Source organism: Parabacteroides goldsteinii DSM 19448 = WAL 12034, assembly GCF_000969835.1.
Classification (GTDB): domain Bacteria; phylum Bacteroidota; class Bacteroidia; order Bacteroidales; family Tannerellaceae; genus Parabacteroides; species Parabacteroides goldsteinii.
This window is the reverse complement of sequence record NZ_KQ033913.1, coordinates 476,453-495,125: the sequence shown is the minus strand read 5'-3', so window position 1 is coordinate 495,125 and position 18,673 is coordinate 476,453. Positions and strand designations below refer to the sequence as shown.

General features: G+C 44.4%; 18 protein-coding genes and 1 tRNA gene. 11 read left to right on the top strand and 8 right to left on the bottom strand.

Annotated elements, in window-relative coordinates:
* Window positions 1–8: 8 nt before the first annotated feature.
* Together HMPREF1535_RS15060 and thrC are read left to right on the top strand one after the other, a co-directional pair.
* Window positions 9–1,211 carry a cofactor-independent phosphoglycerate mutase gene (locus HMPREF1535_RS15060; protein WP_046146753.1) on the top strand — a complete coding sequence of 401 codons (1,203 nt, stop codon included), beginning with the start codon at window positions 9–11 and terminating at the stop codon, window positions 1,209–1,211.
* Window positions 1,208–2,521: a threonine synthase gene (gene thrC, locus HMPREF1535_RS15055; protein ID WP_046146752.1), complete on the top strand. Its 1,314-nt coding sequence runs from the start codon at window positions 1,208–1,210 to the stop codon at window positions 2,519–2,521. Before HMPREF1535_RS15060 ends, thrC begins: the two co-directional genes overlap by 4 nt.
* Window positions 2,522–2,710: 189 nt before the next feature.
* Here thrC and HMPREF1535_RS15050 read toward each other — a convergent pair whose 3' ends face one another.
* Window positions 2,711–3,079, bottom strand: a complete 369-nt coding sequence (locus HMPREF1535_RS15050) for a DUF488 domain-containing protein (RefSeq protein ID WP_007652892.1) — start codon at window positions 3,077–3,079, stop codon at window positions 2,711–2,713.
* A 144-nt stretch (window positions 3,080–3,223) separates the two neighbouring features.
* Between HMPREF1535_RS15050 and HMPREF1535_RS15045 the strand changes: the two genes are divergently transcribed.
* Both HMPREF1535_RS15045 and HMPREF1535_RS15040 read left to right on the top strand, forming a co-directional pair.
* Complete coding sequence (locus tag HMPREF1535_RS15045; RefSeq protein ID WP_046146751.1) at window positions 3,224–3,637, top strand: DUF5856 family protein; 414 nt, start codon at window positions 3,224–3,226, stop codon at window positions 3,635–3,637.
* 135 nt (window positions 3,638–3,772) lie between these two features.
* Window positions 3,773–5,086 carry a MutS-related protein gene (locus HMPREF1535_RS15040; protein ID WP_046146750.1) on the top strand — a complete coding sequence of 438 codons (1,314 nt, stop codon included), beginning with the start codon at window positions 3,773–3,775 and terminating at the stop codon, window positions 5,084–5,086.
* Here HMPREF1535_RS15040 and HMPREF1535_RS15035 read toward each other — a convergent pair.
* The 5 genes from HMPREF1535_RS15035 to HMPREF1535_RS15015 form a co-directional block, all read right to left on the bottom strand.
* Window positions 5,083–5,520 (bottom strand): DUF695 domain-containing protein, encoded by a 438-nt coding sequence (locus tag HMPREF1535_RS15035; protein ID WP_046146749.1) that lies wholly within the window; start codon window positions 5,518–5,520, stop codon window positions 5,083–5,085. The two genes, HMPREF1535_RS15040 and HMPREF1535_RS15035, sit on opposite strands and share 4 nt — an antisense overlap.
* Before the next feature lie 19 nt (window positions 5,521–5,539).
* Complete coding sequence (locus tag HMPREF1535_RS15030; RefSeq protein WP_007652882.1) at window positions 5,540–6,493, bottom strand: hypothetical protein; 954 nt, start codon at window positions 6,491–6,493, stop codon at window positions 5,540–5,542.
* A gap of 93 nt (window positions 6,494–6,586) precedes the next feature.
* Window positions 6,587–7,672: a glycine cleavage system aminomethyltransferase GcvT gene (gene gcvT, locus HMPREF1535_RS15025; protein ID WP_046146748.1), complete on the bottom strand. Its 1,086-nt coding sequence runs from the start codon at window positions 7,670–7,672 to the stop codon at window positions 6,587–6,589.
* A gap of 13 nt (window positions 7,673–7,685) precedes the next feature.
* Window positions 7,686–8,906: a peptidase T gene (gene pepT / locus HMPREF1535_RS15020; RefSeq protein WP_046147568.1), complete on the bottom strand. Its 1,221-nt coding sequence runs from the start codon at window positions 8,904–8,906 to the stop codon at window positions 7,686–7,688.
* 262 nt (window positions 8,907–9,168) lie between these two features.
* The gene (locus tag HMPREF1535_RS15015; protein WP_010799878.1) at window positions 9,169–10,572 is read right to left on the bottom strand and encodes an amidophosphoribosyltransferase; all 1,404 of its coding nucleotides are present in this window, start codon (window positions 10,570–10,572) and stop codon (window positions 9,169–9,171) included.
* Between the two features lie 527 nt (window positions 10,573–11,099).
* On the opposite strand from HMPREF1535_RS15015, the gene HMPREF1535_RS15010 reads away from it, so the two are divergent.
* The 7 genes from HMPREF1535_RS15010 (at window position 11,100) to HMPREF1535_RS14980 (ending at window position 16,639) form a co-directional block, all read left to right on the top strand.
* Window positions 11,100–11,173 (top strand) — tRNA-Thr (locus HMPREF1535_RS15010).
* A 156-nt stretch (window positions 11,174–11,329) separates the two neighbouring features.
* A complete protein-coding gene (locus HMPREF1535_RS15005; protein WP_007652877.1) occupies window positions 11,330–11,860 on the top strand; it encodes a DUF4199 domain-containing protein in 531 nt (176 codons plus the stop codon).
* An 18-nt stretch (window positions 11,861–11,878) separates the two neighbouring features.
* Window positions 11,879–12,829, top strand: a complete 951-nt coding sequence (locus HMPREF1535_RS15000; RefSeq protein WP_046146747.1) for a glycosyltransferase family 2 protein — start codon at window positions 11,879–11,881, stop codon at window positions 12,827–12,829.
* Between the two features lie 29 nt (window positions 12,830–12,858).
* Window positions 12,859–13,422 (top strand): manganese efflux pump MntP, encoded by a 564-nt coding sequence (locus tag HMPREF1535_RS14995; protein ID WP_007652875.1) that lies wholly within the window; start codon window positions 12,859–12,861, stop codon window positions 13,420–13,422.
* Between the two features lie 14 nt (window positions 13,423–13,436).
* The gene (gene ilvD, locus HMPREF1535_RS14990) at window positions 13,437–15,164 is read left to right on the top strand and encodes a dihydroxy-acid dehydratase (RefSeq protein WP_046147567.1); all 1,728 of its coding nucleotides are present in this window, start codon (window positions 13,437–13,439) and stop codon (window positions 15,162–15,164) included.
* A 62-nt stretch (window positions 15,165–15,226) separates the two neighbouring features.
* The gene (locus HMPREF1535_RS14985) at window positions 15,227–16,252 is read left to right on the top strand and encodes an FAD:protein FMN transferase (protein ID WP_046146746.1); all 1,026 of its coding nucleotides are present in this window, start codon (window positions 15,227–15,229) and stop codon (window positions 16,250–16,252) included.
* A 9-nt stretch (window positions 16,253–16,261) separates the two neighbouring features.
* On the top strand, window positions 16,262–16,639 hold the full coding sequence (locus tag HMPREF1535_RS14980) for a cyclic nucleotide-binding domain-containing protein (protein ID WP_007652871.1): 378 nt from the start codon (window positions 16,262–16,264) through the stop codon (window positions 16,637–16,639).
* Between the two features lie 30 nt (window positions 16,640–16,669).
* Here the strand turns inward: HMPREF1535_RS14980 and lpxZ are convergent, their stop codons facing one another.
* Both lpxZ and HMPREF1535_RS14970 read right to left on the bottom strand, forming a co-directional pair.
* Window positions 16,670–17,923, bottom strand: coding sequence for an LpxZ family protein (gene lpxZ / locus HMPREF1535_RS14975; protein WP_046146745.1), 1,254 nt, complete (start codon window positions 17,921–17,923; stop codon window positions 16,670–16,672).
* A gap of 106 nt (window positions 17,924–18,029) precedes the next feature.
* A complete protein-coding gene (locus HMPREF1535_RS14970) occupies window positions 18,030–18,275 on the bottom strand; it encodes an RNA-binding regulator (RefSeq protein ID WP_007652869.1) in 246 nt (81 codons plus the stop codon).
* Window positions 18,276–18,673: the final 398 nt, after the last annotated feature.

The window sequence follows — 18,673 nt, the reverse complement described above, 5'->3', positions numbered from 1 at the left end:
AATACGAAATGAAAAGTATAATAATCCTGGGCGACGGCATGGCCGATGAACCCATTGAGGCACTTGGAGGTAAGACTCCCATGCAATATGCAGATACCCCTTATATGGATAAGCTGGCTGCATTGGGTGTTACCGGACAAATGAAAACGGTTGCCGACGGATTCCATCCGGGCAGCGAAGTTGCCAACATGGCCGTATTAGGATACGACCTGCCGAAAGTATACGAAGGACGTGGCGTACTGGAAGCTGCAAGCATCGGTGTCACCCTTCAACCGGGTGAAATGGCGATGCGCTGCAACCTTATTTGTGTTGAAGGAGATATCCTGAAAAACCATTCGGCCGGCCATATATCCACCGATGAGGCCGACGAGTTAATACAATTCCTCAACGAGAAATTAGGCTCCGACAAAGTAAAATTCTACACTGGTGTCTCCTACCGTCACCTTTTGGTTATCAAAGGAGGCGACAAACGGCTGGATTGCACGCCGCCCCACGACGTTCCCCTCCACCCCTTCCGCCCGTTGATGGTCAAACCGGAAGTGCCGGAAGCACAAGAGACTGCCGACCTGTTGAATGACTTGATTCTGAAATCCCAGGAAATATTGAAAGACCATCCCGTCAACCGGAAACGTATGGCAGCCGGAAAAGACCCGGCAAACAGTATCTGGCCCTGGTCGCCCGGTTATCGTCCTGCCATGCAGACCATGCAGGAGATGTACGGTTTCAATAAAGGGGCCGTTATTTCAGCCGTCGACCTGATTCGCGGCATCGGCGTTTATGCCGGTCTTGAAGTTATCAGCGTGGAAGGCGCCACCGGATTATATGATACCAACTACGAAGGCAAAGCGCATGCCGCCCTCGAAGCACTGAAAACAAATGATTTCGTCTACCTCCACGTCGAAGCCAGTGATGAAGCCGGACACGAAGGAGACGTAGACCTCAAAATAAAAACAATCGAATATCTGGATAAACGGGCCATTCGCATTATCTATGAAGAGTTGCAGACATGGGACGAACCGGTTGCCATTGCCGTACTTCCCGACCACCCGACTCCCTGTTCGATTCGTACACACACCAATACCCCCGTCCCCTTCCTGATCTACAAACCCGGACAAGAGCCTGATGCAGTGACCTGCTTCGACGAGTTCAGTGTCCTGAACGGTAAATATGGAGTTTTGGAAAAAGATGAATTTATAAAAGAATTATTATGAAATATTACAGCACAAACAAACAAGCTCCCCTCGCCACCCTGGAAGAAGCCGTAGTAAAAGGCCTTGCCGGTGACAAGGGATTGTATATGCCCGAACGTATCGTCCGTTTGGATGAGGGCACAATCAACAATATGAAAAATCAGTCTTTCCACGAAATAGCTTGTACGGTTGCACAGGCTTTTTTCGGTGAAGACATCGAAACGGAAACGTTGAATGAAATCGTAAAAGATACTTTATCGTTCGATACCCCTGTGGTAAACGTCTCTGAAAATATTTACAGCCTTGAACTTTTCCACGGTCCGACACTGGCCTTTAAGGATGTCGGCGGACGCTTCATGGCCCGTCTGCTGGGATATTTCATCCAAAAAGAAGGACTGAAACAGGTTAACGTACTGGTTGCCACTTCGGGAGATACGGGAAGTGCCGTTGCCAACGGTTTTCTGGGTGTACCGGGTATCCACGTGTATGTCCTTTATCCGAAAGGAAAAGTCAGTCCTATCCAGGAATGCCAGTTCACAACACTGGGGCAGAATATCACCGCCCTTGAGATAGACGGGACTTTCGACGATTGCCAGGCGTTGGTAAAATCGGCTTTCATGGATGACGAACTGAACCGCCACATGAAACTAACATCAGCCAATTCCATCAACGTGGCCCGCTTCCTCCCGCAATCATTCTATTATTTCAATGCCTACGCACAGCTGGATAAGCTCGGTAAAGCCGATAACCTGGTCATCTCCGTCCCCAGCGGGAACTTCGGAAATATCACCGCCGGTCTTTTTGCCAATTGGATGGGACTGCCCGTTAAACGCTTCATCGCCGCCAACAACCGCAACGACGTATTCCTTGAATATCTAAGAACAGGCGTTTACACCCCACGTCCTTCCGTAGCCACGATAGCTAACGCGATGGATGTCGGCGACCCGAGCAACTTTGCCCGCATCATGGATTTATTCGATATCTACGGCGACAAACATCATGAAATATGCCAGCACATCACCGGCTACCGTTTCACCGACGAAGAAATCGAATACACCATCAGATATGTATATGAAAACGATGGCTATCTACTTGACCCGCACGGTGCCTGCGGCTATCAGGCTTTGATACAATATGCACTCGAATCTGACGAAACCGGCCTCTTCCTTGAAACTGCCCATCCGGCGAAGTTCAAAGGAACCGTCAACCGTATCCTCGATGCAGACATTGAAATTCCGGCCAAGTTACAATCCTTTATGAAAGGGACGAAACAAAGTGTCGAACTCAGCAAAGACTTCAAAGCGTTCAAGGCTTACCTGATCACGCAGTAGTCATAGCCTGTACCGCCCGATATAGAGATTGTCCCTAGCGGTAGGTACGTTGTATCCCTATCCCTAGGGACAACCTGTACTTACCGCTAGGTATGATCTGTCCCTACCAGTAGGTACAGAGTGTACCTACTGGTAGGGAGCATCCCGATGTAGCACGCTTCCTACCCTCCGTACAGTACAGATGACACATTACCTATCGCCAACCATCAGTTCCCCCAGGTACTTTTTCAAAATAAGTGCATGATTATGGTCCGGACTCTTAGAAGCATATAGCAACGTGACGACCGGATATTGCCTGATCTTCTCCACAAATACCCTTGCTGCCTCCGAACCGTTCAGCTCTTTGCTATACAATGCGGCAAACTCATTCCACCTTTCATCGGGTGCCTGATGAAACCACTTTCGAAGTTCTGGAGAGGGAGTTACATCTTTTTCCCACAAATCGAAATGTGCCGCTTCCTTTTTCATACCTCTGGGCCATAGCCGATCCACAAAGACCCTGTAACCATCCGTTGGCTCCGGATCTTCATATATCCGTTTCAATTTTATCTGTGTCATAATTATTTATCCATATTCCATTTATAAACAGCTTTTACAACCTTATTGTTACCATAAATCATCTTCAAATATTTTCTAATATTCCCGTAAACTTTCCTGTTGCCTATGATGTTTATTAAGTACAAAACATAAATAAACAAAATTATGAGTACAACAGTAAAATCAGAACAAAAAGAAAAAGCGACCCGCACTTCCAATAAAGAGATCGCAGCATTTATCGGAGAACTTTTCTCATTCAACAGCAGTCTCAAACTTTTTCACTGGAGCGTAACCGGAACCGGCAGTTATGCTAAACATATGGCACTCGATGAAGCCATCGCCTCCTTGCTGGACGTGATCGACAGAATCACCGAAACAACATTCGCCATGGTAGGCGACCTCCAGATTGCCATCCCGGAAACCAAAACTCCGAAAGACATCGTAAAACATGCATCAGATTTCTACAACTACGTAGAAAAACACAGAGACCTGTTCCCTGAAGCATTCTCACAATCCATCATCGACGACTATCAGGAAGCAATCCAGCAATTACTTTACAGATTAGTCAGATTGCAATAACATTACCTGGTGATCTGCCAGTTATTTTTTAGAGTTTATATATTTACACGGAGGAGTTGTTTTCAAAGACAACTCCTTTTGTATTTTTTTACCCCGGAGTATCTTTAGTTTCATAAACAAAACTATCTTTGTCCAATGGGACAGACAGGAACAAAGAAACTCGAAACAGATATACAGACCCGTAATGACTTATGCGTTACGCAAAATCCCTACGGAGAATTTGATCTGACCGGTATTTATACCGAGACTCAGTCTAAAGGCGGCCGTAACGTACTCCAAAACTGGGTTACCCATCCTGTTAACAATATCCAAACACTCCACTACCGCATCGAATCCATTCGCGCCGGTGGAATACCCAGCTTCGAAATAGACGGGAACACCCTGGACTTCATCGAATATTACCTGAATTATAATGAGCCGTCCCCCACAACCGTATTAGGCGTCCTCTCCTACTACCAATGGTTAAAAAACAAATTGCAGAAAAATCCGTGGAACTATATTAAAAGCCGTGGATGCTTATATTTATGTGAATTGATCCGGGAATTACGCCAGATCTCATCTCCCATAGAAGAGTCCGCACAACCGGACATTATCAAACAAACGCTCCGGATGATACGTTCCTATGTGGACAGTAATGTTTTTGCTTCAATCCCAAACAGGGAAACCAGATTAACATGTTACGAAATCGACCAGTTCGACTACATTTTCCGCAATAGGGGAAAAATCGCTGTACAGGGGATACTTGATATTGTATACGAATTGGACGCCTTTCGTTCCGCGCATCAAATAGCTAAAGAGAAAGGATTTTGTTACCCGGAATTACATTCCGGCGACACTGAGTTGGTCATACACAACTTTTTCCATCCGGCTTTGCCGCAAGCCGTACGTAATGACTGGCATTTGGAGGAAAAACATATCAATATTTTCACAGGGTCCAATATGGCTGGCAAATCGACAACCCTGAAAGCGTTATCGTCGGTTATTTGGTTGGCTCACGCCGGATTACCGGTACCGGCAACTTATATGCGTTGCCCGGTATACAAGGGTATTTTCACTTCCATCAATTTACCGGATTCTTTAAAAAGAGGAGAAAGCCATTTCTATGCGGAAGTATTACGTATCAAAAGCATACTGGAAAAAGTCAAGGAAGGAGATGCTTATTTCATCGTGTTCGACGAACTCTTCCGGGGAACAAATGCCCGCGATGCTTATGAGGCTTCGGTCATCGTTCTCAATATGCTGAAAAAATATCCGCAAAGCAAATTCCTTCTCTCCACCCATATCATAGAACTTGCGGAAGCCTTTTATACAGAAAAAACATGTCAGTTCAACTACATGGAATCTGAAATAAAAGACGACCGTTTCATTTGTAGCTATCGGTTGAAAGAAGGAATTTCCGAATCGCGCATCGGCAGCTGGTTAGTCAGAAAAGAGCTAAACACGCCTTAATCGAGTGCCCACTGCTTCATCTCATACATATCCAGATACTCTTCCCATTCGGGATCGACTTCCGTATAAATAGAAATAGGTAACAGATCGAACGGAGCGAGTGCCTCATTCAGACGTTCGCCGAAAACGCGGACTGTACGGGTGTAGAAAACCCATATCTTCTCTCCTGCCCCGGTATAGACAGCGGTAAGGATGGAGAGTTTATCTTTTTCCATGGCTTTGCGTAAAGTTTCCTGTACATTCTCCATCTGTTCGGCAAGTACGTCTATGGGCATTCCTTTCTCATCCCCTTCATATTTCCAGGTTATTTCAACACGTTCCTTGAATTTACCGGACTGGATAAATTCCGTCAGTTCATCGCGTCCGCTTACTGTTACCAAATGCCCGTCTTCGTCTTCCGACAAGGCTGTGAACCATTCATTACTTAATCTCATATATTTTATTCTTTGTTATTTACATTTTAGAATCATTTTTCCGTTTCTTCCACAGCTGCCAGCTATTAAATATATTCTGCCACAACACATAAGAACCCGGACCGACCGAAGAAACCGGGTCGAGATAAGTATAAGACATCCAGATGGCGAGCACCGTGTTCTTTTGTCCCAGGGCCTGACCGGCACTGATGCGGTCTTTATAAATAGTTCCGATCCGTTTTCCGAGAAAGAATTGAAGGGCGCAAGTGACAAAACCGGCCAATGCGATCAATATCTCGACCTCTACCGGAATCGTACTGTGGGCAAGCGATTTCACGGTCTGAGCCGTTACGATGGCCAGCGCCATCCCCCACATATAAAAAGCCAGGTCATGGAAACCTAACAAAAAATGATGTATCTTCGGAAGACAATACCGGAAAAACAATGCCAGAAAAAACGGGAAAAGCAACAACGGAAATACTTTACTCAAAATCTTCAGAAAAGCGGTGAAGAAAGTAACGTCCGTATGAGGCTCGACCAAAGGAAAGATCAACGGCACAGCTACCGCCGCCAGAATATTCGATAACAGGGTATAAGTCGTCAGACTGGAGGCACTCCCGCCCAACTTACCCGTAATAACAGCCGCCGCTGTCGCCGTCGGACAGATCAGGCAAACCATCGCTGCTTCAAAAACCTCCCGATAGGAACCTCCCATAGGAACAAAAATCAACAGGGCAGCCAGGGCACATGAAGAAACAATCTGAAACAGTAACAGCCATCCATGCCACGGAGACGGCATCAACTCCCGCCAATCCACTTTACAAAAAGTAAGTAATAACTGACCAAAAATCAATAAAGGAGTAAGATACGCAATAAGCGTGTTCATAAACGGTTTTGTCGGCTCCAGAAAGGTGAAGTTGGCAAACATCAAATAACCCAATACACCGGTCAGCATTGCAACAGGCAATGTCCAGTTCTTCAGAAAGTTCAACATGAGACCTATCTTTATATTTTCGGCGCAAAGATATATAAAAAAGCCCCATCCGGTAACGAATGAGGCTTCTTATTTACATATGCCTGTTTTTCATTATTTTCTGAACGGCGCTTTGACCACCTGTGCTTTCAGATTACGGTTACGTACTTTCACAAAGAATTCTGAACCGGCTTTTGCATATTCGGGCTTCACATATCCCATACCGATACCTTTCTTCAACACCGGCGACATCGTTCCGGATGTTACAACACCGATAACCTGATCCCCTGCATCCACAATTTCATAACCATGACGGGGAATACCTTTGTCTATCAATTCAAACGCACACAACTTACGGGTAACGCCTTCTTTCTTCTGGCGTTCCAGTTCTGCCCGGTTTGTAAATTCTTTCCCGTCCGCAAACTTAGTGATCCAACCCAATCCAGCTTCGATCGGAGAAGTCGTATCATCCAGATCATTGCCATACAGACAGAATCCCATTTCCAGACGAAGTGTGTCGCGGGCACCTAAACCAATCGGCTTGATACCTTCCGGCTTGCCGGCTTCAAAGATTGCATTCCAGATAGTCATTGCATCATCCGGATAGAAATACAATTCAAAACCACCCGCACCGGTATAACCCGTATTGGAAATGATTACATTCTTACAACCGGCAAACTCTCCGGTCACAAAAGAATAATAAGGGATAGACGAAAGATCGACCGGAGTCAGGCGTTGCAACACTTCAGTTGCTTTCGGTCCCTGGATAGCCAGCTGGGCAGTACGGTCGGAAGAGTTTTCAAGCTCTGCTCCCACTGTGTTGTGACTGACACACCAATCCCAGTCTTTTGCAATATTTCCTGCATTTACGACCAACAGATATTTTTCCGGTTCATAGTGATAAACCAGCAGGTCATCCACAATACCACCTTTATCATTCGGGAAGCAGGTATATTGCGCCTTGCCCAAAGGCAAAACAGATGCATCATTGGAAGTGATACTCTGGATAAAAGCCAGCGCATTCGGGCCTTTTACCCAAAACTCTCCCATATGAGATACATCGAATACACCTACACCATTCACAACGGTCATGTGTTCATCGATTATGCCGGTATATTCGATCGGCATATTATAACCTGCAAATTCATGCATTTTTGCTCCCAATGCGATATGTACATCGGTAAACGGAGTCGTTTTCATGTTATTATTACGTTTAAGATTTTTGAGCCAGAAGCTCGGTTATTTTTATAATTGTTTGCATACTCTTTTCCAATGAGTTGACCGGAAGGAACTCATAACGTCCATGGAAATTCAACCCGCCGGCAAATATATTCGGGCAGGGCAATCCCATAAATGACAAACGGGCACCGTCCGTTCCGCCGCGAATCGGTTTAACCAACGGTTTAACACCGACAGACTCCATGGCTTCAAAGGCCAGGTCTACGATATATTTCTTCGGTTCAACCACTTCACGCATATTATAATATTGGTCACGAAGTTCCAGCGTTGTACTGCCCGGATGGATTTCGTTCATACGTTTTACCCACATCTTCAACTGTGCTTTCTTTTCTTCAAACAAAGTGCGCACATGGTCGCGGATGATATAGGACAAGGAGGCTTCCTCTACCGTACCCGACATATTGGTCAGATGATAGAAACCTTCGTACCCCTGCGTATGTTCCGGACGTTGTGAAGCCGGCAGCCACGAAGCGAACTCGATAGCCAGCAACGAAGCATTCAGCATCTTGTTCTTCGCATAACCCGGATGAACGTTCAGGCCTTTAAAAGTTATTTTGGCAGCTGCCGCATTGAAGTTTTCATATTCCAGTTCGCCGATCTGTCCGCCGTCGATCGTATAAGCCCATTCACAACCGAATTTCTCCACGTCAAAATGGTTGGCCCCTTCCCCGATCTCCTCGTCCGGAGTAAAACCGATACGTATCTTGCCATGTTCGATTTCCGGGTGATCTTTCAGATATTTCATAGCAGCGATGATGGCTGCCACACCGCCTTTATCGTCGGCTCCCAGCAAAGTCTTACCGTTGGTTACAATAATATCCTGGTCTTTATAATCATTCAGTTCAGGAAACATCTGGGGAGAAAGAACTACATTCTCTTCGGCGCACAGGACGATATCTCCTCCTTTATAATTTACAATCCGTGGAGTCACATCTTTTCCCGACATATCCGGACTGGTATCCAGATGGGCGATAAAGCCGATAGCCGGAATCTTCTTATCGGTATTTGCCGGAAGTGTTGCCATCAGATAGCTGTTTTCATCCAGCGTGATGTCTTCCAGACCTATTTCTTCCAGTTCCTTTACCAATTCTTCTGCAAACACCCACTGTCCCGGAGTACTTGGTGTTGTCCCGGTCTCTTCACTCGATTGTGTTTCAAACGTTACATACTTTAAAAATCTATCTAATACTGTCATAAGGTATACTTTTATATTTAAAGCATAAAAGTAGGTAAAGAGCGACGAATAACAAAATAATAAAGAGAAATAATTACCCAACGATTGTTTTGTAATTATTTCTCTTTTTATCTGGTTTGAACTATCTTGTCCCCGTGCTTGACACGGGGCCGCAAGAGAACTGGCGGTATCAAAAGATATTATAGGATATGGTCTGTGCCGTTGCGATCCCGTGTCAAGCACGGGAACGGGATAGTTCAATTCTTTCTATAATTAACCCCTCTTAAAAACAGCCATTGCCATTATAACAATGTGTACAAACACATTCCTTCGGCAGGCCGATCGAAGCGATCAGGTCTTCTACTGTATTGAATTTAAGTGTAGTGATATTCAGCTGCTCACGGATACGTTCCACCAACATATTATATTGCTCGGTACCTGTTGTTGCATATTTATCCAGATCTTTTGCATCATCCCCTTCCAGTTCCTTGACAATCCGGCGGGCAATCAGTTCCAGGTGGGACTTGGAAGCAGAAAAACCGACAAACGGACAAGCATGCAGGATCGGAGGACATCCGATTCTCATATGCACCTCTTTCGCTCCATATCCATATAATATATTTACATTATCGCGAAGCTGTGTTCCGCGAACAATCGAATCGTCACAGAAAATCACCCGTTTCCCTTTCAGAAGGGCACGGTTCGGGATCAGTTTCATTTTAGCAACCAGGTCACGTACGGACTGGTTGGCCGGGGTAAAGCTACGGGGCCATGTCGGTGTATATTTAACGATAGCACGACGGTAAGGAATCCCTTTACCTTCAGCATATCCCAGCGCCATACCAATACCGGAGTCAGGGATACCCGATACAAAATCAGCATCCACCTCATCCTTCTTCGCCATAGCCAGACCGCTGGCATAACGGGAAGCATCTACGTTCACCCCTTCATATTCAGAGACCGGATAACCATAGTACACCCATAAGAAAGAGCAAACCTGCATTTTCTTATTCGGCTTACGCAACTGCGTCATCTTGTCTGCCGTAAGCATAACCACTTCGCCTGGGCCTACATTATAATCTATTTCATATCCCAGATTCGGGAAGCTGCAAGGTTCGCTTGATGCCGCATAGGCACCTTCTTTCTTACCGATCAGGATCGGAGTACGCCCCCATTTGTCGCGTGCGGCAATAATGCCTTCCTCTGTCAGAATAAGCATCGAGCAGGAACCTTTAATCTTTTCGAAAACAATTTCCACACCTTCAACAAACGTCTTACCCTGAGAGATCAGTAATGAAATCAATTCAGTCTGATTGATCTGCCCGGAACTCATTTCTGAAAAGTGACATCCCTTATCCAGCAATTCATTCTGTAGTTCCTCCAGATTGTTCACCTTGGCTACGGTCACAACGGCATATTTACCTAAGTGAGAATTAATGAAGATTGGTTGAGGATCTGTATCGCTGATGATACCTATACCTGAATTTCCCTGGAATTTCTCCAGTTCACTTTCAAAACGAGTACGGAAATAAGAATTTTCCAGATTATGGATAGAGCGTTTGAAGACGCCTTCGTGTAGGGTTGCCATACCGCCTCTGCGGGTTCCCAGGTGAGAATTGTAGTCTGTGCCGTAAAATAAGTCAGTTGCACAAGACGAATTAGAAATAGTTCCGAAAAAACCACCCATTGTTCTTAGTGTTTTTGATTTTTGAATTAGGGTACAAATGTACAAGAATATTTATACATATACCAAATGTAAAGTTGAATCTATAGAAAAAAAGATAACTGCCGAAACAATTGATAAAATACCTCCTTCCGAAAATCTGTTTCATCCTATTGAAACATTTGTTTCATTAGGTAGAAACACTTGTTTCATTACAATGAAACACTATCTATACTGTGTTAATGTTTTTAGTTGACTACTTTCAGCCTCATCTATAATAGAGGTTGACTCGATATAGAGTTTACCGGTAAGATAAATCAAGCCGGCAATAAAGAATAAACACTTTTTAACCACAACTAAAATAAAAGGTTTACAGCCACTTAGAAACAAATATCACCTGTAATGCATAAAAACGCTTGCATTGTAAAAAATAATATCTACTTTTGCACCCGGGTAAGTCCTACACGGCATGCTCCCTCGGAATCCCCCAGGGCTTGACCGCAGCAAGGGTACTTGGTTGTAGCGGCGCGATGTAGTAAGCTTACCCACCTGCCTCTTTAGCTCAGTTGGCCAGAGCACGTGATTTGTAATCTCGGGGTCGTTGGTTCGAATCCGACAAGAGGCTCAGAAGAATTGAAAATTGATAATTAACAATTGAAAATTCAAAAATTTGGAAGAGGAGGTTTATGACAATAAACTTCCTCTTTTTTTATTGTTATACATTGCATATTATAACAAAAGGATTAATTTTGCTGATAGAAACTTTAAAACAGCAGCACAAATGGAAGAAAATAAAGGTCTACTATTAAAAAGCGCGATGACTTATGGTTTAGCCATGGGAATTTTCTGGGTGATCAAGTACCTGTTCTTTATTTTCAGCAATACGGTTCCTGCCCTAAACATTATATATATAGTGCTTACACTGACAGTACCGTTCATCGCCTATTATCTGACAAAACGATACAAACAGGACATCGGCGGAAAGATCAGTTTCTTTCATGCCTGGCGCTTCGGCACAATGCTTTACTTTTTTGCCGCATTGATCGTCGCCCTCGAACATTTCGTGTTCTTCCAGTTTATCGCTCCGGCCGATTTTCTGGCAAACTCCGTAAACCAGATGATCGAAGTACTGAAAGATTCACAGGTAAGCACCGAAGTCATGGAAGCAATCGGAAAAACCAATTTCACTCCTATCCATATGGCTATTCAGGGTGTTTTCAATAATATATTTTATGGTATTATACTTTCGATACCGGTAGCAGCCATCCTGTGCAGGAACAATGAAACCGGTGCGATCAGACAAGAACAATAAGGAGAAACAATACAAATAATGGATATATCAGTAGTTATTCCGTTGTACAACGAAGCCGAGTCTCTACCGGAACTGGAAGCATGGATAGAGCGGGTGATGAAAGAACATAACTTTACTTACGAAATTATATTTGTAAACGACGGCAGTACGGACAATTCATGGGAAGTGATCGAGGGTTTACAGCAAAAGAATTCTTGTATCAGAGCCATCAAGTTCCGTCGCAATTACGGCAAATCACCCGGACTGCATTGCGGTTTCGAGCGTGCCCAGGGAGATGTCGTCATCACCATGGATGCCGACCTCCAGGACAGTCCGGACGAAATCCCGGAACTCTACCGTATGATCACGGAAGACGGATACGACCTCGTTTCAGGATGGAAAAAGAAACGGTACGACCCGTTATCCAAGACGATCCCTACGAAACTATTCAATGCCACGGCCCGCAAATTCTCCGGCATAAACAACCTGCACGATTTCAATTGCGGCCTGAAGGCTTACAAAAATGTCGTTATCAAAAATATCGAAGTGTACAACGATATGCACCGGTATATTCCGTACCTGGCAAAGATTGCCGGTTTCCATAAGATCGGTGAAAAAGTCGTACAGCATCAGGCACGCAAATACGGAACAACCAAATTCGGACTGAACCGTTTTGTCAACGGCTATCTGGATTTGATCACGTTATGGTTTACTTCCAAATTCGGAAAAAAGCCGATGCATTTCTTCGGTCTGTGGGGAAGCGTGATGTTCTTTATCGGTTTCATCGCATTGGTATTCGTATTAAGCATGAAACTGATCTCCATGTTCTCCGGCGATTTACGTCCGTTGGTAACAAACTCTCCATATTTCTATATATCGCTTACTGCGATGATCCTCGGAACGCAAATGTTCTTAGCCGGATTCATCGGCGAGTTGATTTCCAGGAATTCATCCAATAGAAACAACTATAAGATAGAATCAGAAATATGAGTACACCCGGGGTGGAAACTTTTTAATTTATGTCAATTATAGAAATAGTGTTACTAGCCATCGGATTATCGATGGATAGTTTGGCCGTGTCCGTAACCGGTGGAGCAGTAATCCGGAATTGCACTGTGTGCAATATGGTTAAGATCGGCTCTTTTATGGGTATCACACAGGCCACAATGACAGTTCTGGGCTATCTGGCCGGTGTCGGATTCCAGAAATACATTACAGCCTTCGACCACTGGATCGCTTTCGTCCTGTTGCTTTACCTGGGAGGTAAAATGATATACGACAGTACGCAGGAAGAAGATGAAGACTGCAAAACAAATCCGCTCTGCAACAAAACATTGTTCGGACTGTCCATAGCAACAAGCATCGACGCACTGGCTATCGGTATCTCGCTGGCTATCCTGAAATCGGATATCATCATCCAGGCTTCCCTGATCGGAATCATCACATTCCTTATGTCTGTTTCAGGCGTTTATTTCGGAAGTCGTTTCGGACGTAAGGTGGATTTGAAACTCGACCTGATCGGCGGACTGATACTAATCGGTATCGGAGCAAAAATATTGATAGAACACCTGTTCTTCTGCTAATAAAATAAATGTATATGAAAAGTCAGGAATTACGTAAATTGGCACCGGAACTCGATTCACTCCGCCTCGGTAGTGGTTGGAGCATTGAAGATCTCAGCAAACCGCAAATCATCGTTGAGAGCAGTTACGGACACAGCCACCCCGGAAGTGCCCATCTGAACAAGCTGGTGGAAGAAGCCGGCAAAGGTATCAGCGATGCCGGAGGACGGGCTGCCAATTACTACGTCACTGACATTTGCGACGGCGAAGCACAGGGCCACGACGGAATGAACTATTCGCTCGTATCCCGCGATATCATGGCAGCCATGATGGAGATACACGTAAAAGCAACGCCTTTCGATGCGGGAATATTCATTACCAGTTGCGACAAATCGGTACCCGCCCACCTGATGGCGATCGCCCGGCTGAATATGCCGGCCCTGCTCCTGCCGGGAGGTATTATGAAAGCCGGCCCCAACCTGCTGACTTTAGAACAAATCGGAACATACAGTGCACAATACGAACGGAAAGAAATAAGCGAAGAGCAATTCCTCGCTTATAAAAAAGATGCCTGCCCGACTTGCGGAGCCTGTTCATTTATGGGAACAGCCTCCACAATGCAGGTAATGGCCGAAGCGCTGGGTATCGCACTGCCGGGTTCGGCCTTAATCCCTACGCACGTACATTATATAAAAGAGATATCCCGGTATGCCGGCCAGCGTTCCGTTGAATTAGGGAAAGAAGAGTTACTGCCTTCCGATATCCTGACAATCGACGCTTTCAGAAATGCTATCATGGTGCACGCCGCGATAGCCGGCTCCAGCAACAGCCTGCTACATCTGCCGGCCATTGCGCATGAACTAGGCATCGACCTGCCGCCTGAATTATTTGATGAAATCCATCGCCAAATTCCTTTTTTACTGAATATCCGTCCAAGCGGATTCTGGCCGGGCGAATATTTCTGGTATGCCGGCGGCGTTCCCGCCATTCTGGAAGAACTGAAAGACGTACTTAACCTGGACGTCCGGACAGTAACAGGCAAAAGCCTGGGAGAAAATCTTGAAACACTCCGCACAAACGGATTTTATGAAGGATGCCGCAAATACTTGTCCCCGCTTGGAGTAAAAGTCAGCGACATTATCAAACCTTTTAAAAGTCCGATCCGGAAACAAGGAGCGATTGCCATATTAAAAGGGAATCTCGCCCCGGAAGGAGCCGTTGTCAAACATGCCGCCATCTCCCCCAACCTGATGCAGGCAACATTAACGGCCCGTGTATTCGATAGCGAAGAAGAAGCATTGCAAGCTGTATTGCAGAAAAATATCCATCCGGGAGAAGCCGTCTTTATCCGTTACGAAGGCCCGAAAGGCAGCGGAATGCCGGAAATGTTTTACACGACCGAAGCCATCGCCTCCGACCCGGAACTGGCAGAAAGCATTGCCCTCATTACCGACGGACGTTTTTCCGGAGCCACCCGCGGCCCGGCCGTCGGACACGTCTCCCCGGAAGCATACGACGGCGGTCCTATCGCCCTGGTTGAAGACAATGACCTGATCCGTATCGACATTCCTGCCCGTAAGCTCGAGATCATCGGAACCAACGGCTTCCAACAATCACCGGAGGAAATAGACCGGATTCTGTCGGAGCGTCATAAACAATGGACACAGCCTGTATCCCGCCATAGCCGCGGTATCCTGGATATTTTTACACGCAACTGCGCATCTCCCATGAAAGGGGCTTATATGGAAAACAAAAAGGCTTGACAACTGACATTGATTGAATTACAATAAATTTTAGTATCTTTGCTGCGCTAAAATTTAAAGAGATGTACAAGAAGATCATTCTGGCGGCCGGTTTATGGATACTTATGTTCACTGCCTGTACAAAACAGAAACAATATTTTGAAGAAAGCGGTTCCGTTTTTCATACTATCTATCATATTAAATATGAAGGTTCTGAAATACTGACAGAAAAGATTGATGCCGAATTTCAAAAGTTCAATCTTTCGTTAAATCCGTTCAATCCGAACTCTATCATATCAAAAGTGAACCGGAATGAGGCGGTCGAAGCAGATGACTGGTTTATCGAGGTGTTCAACAAAGCAAAAGAGGTATCCGACCATTCGGAAGGCATTTTCGATATCACCTGTGCTCCTCTGGTCAATCTTTGGGGATTCGGATTCAGTAAAATGGACAGTGTGACTCCCCAAATGATCGACAGTATCAAACAATTCGTCGGTTATCAGAAAGTCAGACTGGACGGACGGAAAGTAGTAAAAGATGATTCCCGTATCCTGTTGAATTGCTCCGCGATTGCCAAAGGATATGCAAGCGATATCATAGCACGTCTGCTCGAACGTGAAGGCATTGAAAATTATATGGTCGAAATTGGTGGCGAAGTAACGATGAAAGGCGTCAACCAGAACGGAAAATGCTGGCGTATAGGAATCAATAAACCGGAAGACGATTCAACCGGAGTAAAAAACGATATAGAAGAAGTAGTCCAGTTATGCAAAAAAGGAGGCGTTGCCACATCCGGCAACTACCGTAACTACTACGTCAAAGATGGAAAAAAGTACGCCCATACGATTGACCCGCGTACCGGATACCCATCCGAACAAAGCATATTAAGCGCAACAATTGTAGCTGAAGATTGTATCACCGCCGATGCTTATGCGACAGCCTTCATGGCAATGGGGCTGGAAAAAGCACGTGAAGCGGCAAAAAATATTCCCGGTATTGAATATTATGTAATCTACTCCGATGAAAACGGTAAACATCAGATAGAATACTCTACCGGTATGCTTCAATATCTGCCAAACAGGCCGATTGAAGCAATGCTGAACGAGTAGCAATTTTTTATGAAGAATTTTATTAATCAATTTGAATGCAAAGAAGTAAAAGCCGGTGAAGTAGTATATGACACAGAACAAATGGGAAACATATTACTTTTTGTCACTACAGGCAAACTTCTCATCTGTTCGAAAACGGCAACCCCGGTAGTAGAAGTCGATGAAGGGTATTTCGTTTTATTGCCTACGGAAAAACGTCATATCATAACGGCTATCACAGATGCACAGACAGTACTCATGCATGCGGGAACTTTATCCACAATGATCACGGAAGATCCGGAGTGGAATCCGGAACGTCCGGTCGTTCTACCAACTTTCCCGTCATTAGCAAAAACACTATTTTTGCTTGAATCCTATCAGAAAGAAAAAAGGTCTAATATAAATTAGACCTTTATTTACTTTCATTATTTTCTCCTTTTAAAACTGCTTGATCAGGAACGATGGATTGATCCGGAAATAAATCCCTGCCGAAAAACTGGTAGCACTGCCGGATTTACCGACTTCACCAGCCCCCGGTCCAAACTTATCGACAGACAGATGCTGATATACATCCACATCTACCCCCAGGGAAAAACCTTTCCCAAAACTCTTTGAGTATTCCAACCCCAGATAAACCATATTTTGCCCGCCAAAAGAAACATTTTCATCCGATGTCGATACCGCCCCATAAAACGGACTGCCGAACATGGAGATGAATTTATTACTGTTCCAATAAGATGTTTTCACCCGAAAATCGTAAATATCCGCAGATGCCCGGACATAAAAACCGGAGCCGCTGCCATATGGCCATAAATTACCGGCCTGCTGATAATAACCAGCGACATCAAATTCAAGATTTACATTCCGGAATATCGGATTACCTGTGTTCCAAACCGTACCGACTCCCACAGCACCATTCATCAATGTCTGTACAGAGTTAGTAAATATCGTATCGATCTCCCCTCCCCGATGTTGGGCCAATCCCTGCACCGGTGCATAAAAATGAAAACGCGCATCCGGATCATTCAATTTATAACGCCCCGACAACCCGACAGTAAAAGCCTCCTGATGCGTATCTTCACGGAAAATAAAACTTTCCCAGTTCACCCAGACATCCAGATCAAACCTGCGGGAGTCATACAACAACTGAAGTCCGGCTTCAGGATCAGCCGTCAGGTTCAACTCCGGATTATATAAAGGTTCGATCAGGTTATGATTAGCACCGCCATAGATATCACCAAGAACAATATTCACATGATCGGACAAAGCCATCTGCGCCCGAAAAAAAGGAAGGACATGGAAACCATGCTGATACTGGTCGCCTTTCCATTCGGCAATATCCTGATAAGCCAGGCTCGGATATTTCTTTGCCCCCCAATAACGGAGCATATGTACTCCCAACTCAAGTTTTATATTACCCAGCGGATAAAAAACAGCCTTCGGTTGTATCCAGAATCCCGGCAAAGAATATCCTTTCATAATCGAACCGGTATATTCATTATCTTTAAAGAAACTTATATTATCCAACTCGACAGATAATTGCCCTTTCTTTTCCGGATCGATCCGGTGGTCCGACTTAAACACCCGGTCGGAAATTTGTGCCTGGGCCGAACATACAACAAATAGATTTGCAATCAGAAAGCAAATACCCGGCAGAAGCAGACGGGTAGATTTCAAGGGAAGAGTTTTCATTTATTTCAAAATTTGCAGCAAACGTAAGAAATTATCAGCAATAAAAAAAGGGATACGGATGTTTAGCTTCCGTACCCCTTCTCTTATACTATTTGTTAAAACTAACTCAACGTCTTGGAGTAGCTTCTTTAACAACCATCTGACGGCCTTCGTATTCAGCACCGTTCAATTCATTGATTGCATTTCTTGCTTCGCTTTCATTTGTAAATTCTGCGAATGCAAAACCTTTTGATCTGTTAGTGTCGCGATCAATGATTAACTTTACTGATTCTACAACTCCATACTCTTCTAAAACCTGCTGTAAGTCAGATTCTCTAACCCGATAGTTCAGGTTACCAATGTAAATATTCATACAAAAATGATATAAAATAATTAATAAAAAAACTGTAACAAATAATCTTGGAAAGGTCCATTACTACAAAATAAATTCACTTGTTGAATATTACATCGGAGATAAAAGAGCAATTTCTGAAAACTATGTTGTTCACATGCCACAAAGGAAAGTATTTTTATTCGATAAACAACTATATTCGTCAAAATTATTTGTGAAACCAATCTATTTTTATAGTTTTGTAACAAAATAGTTCAAGAGATAGATATTTTTTATCTTACGTACAACTCAAAAAACAAGCCTTTAGTACGAAGAGAATAGTACTTTTGTACAGAAAGACTGGCAAGTTATTGGAAATTATAGTATTTTTGACCAATTATATCGCATATTTATCCTTTTTAATTCAATTAAGAAGGCCT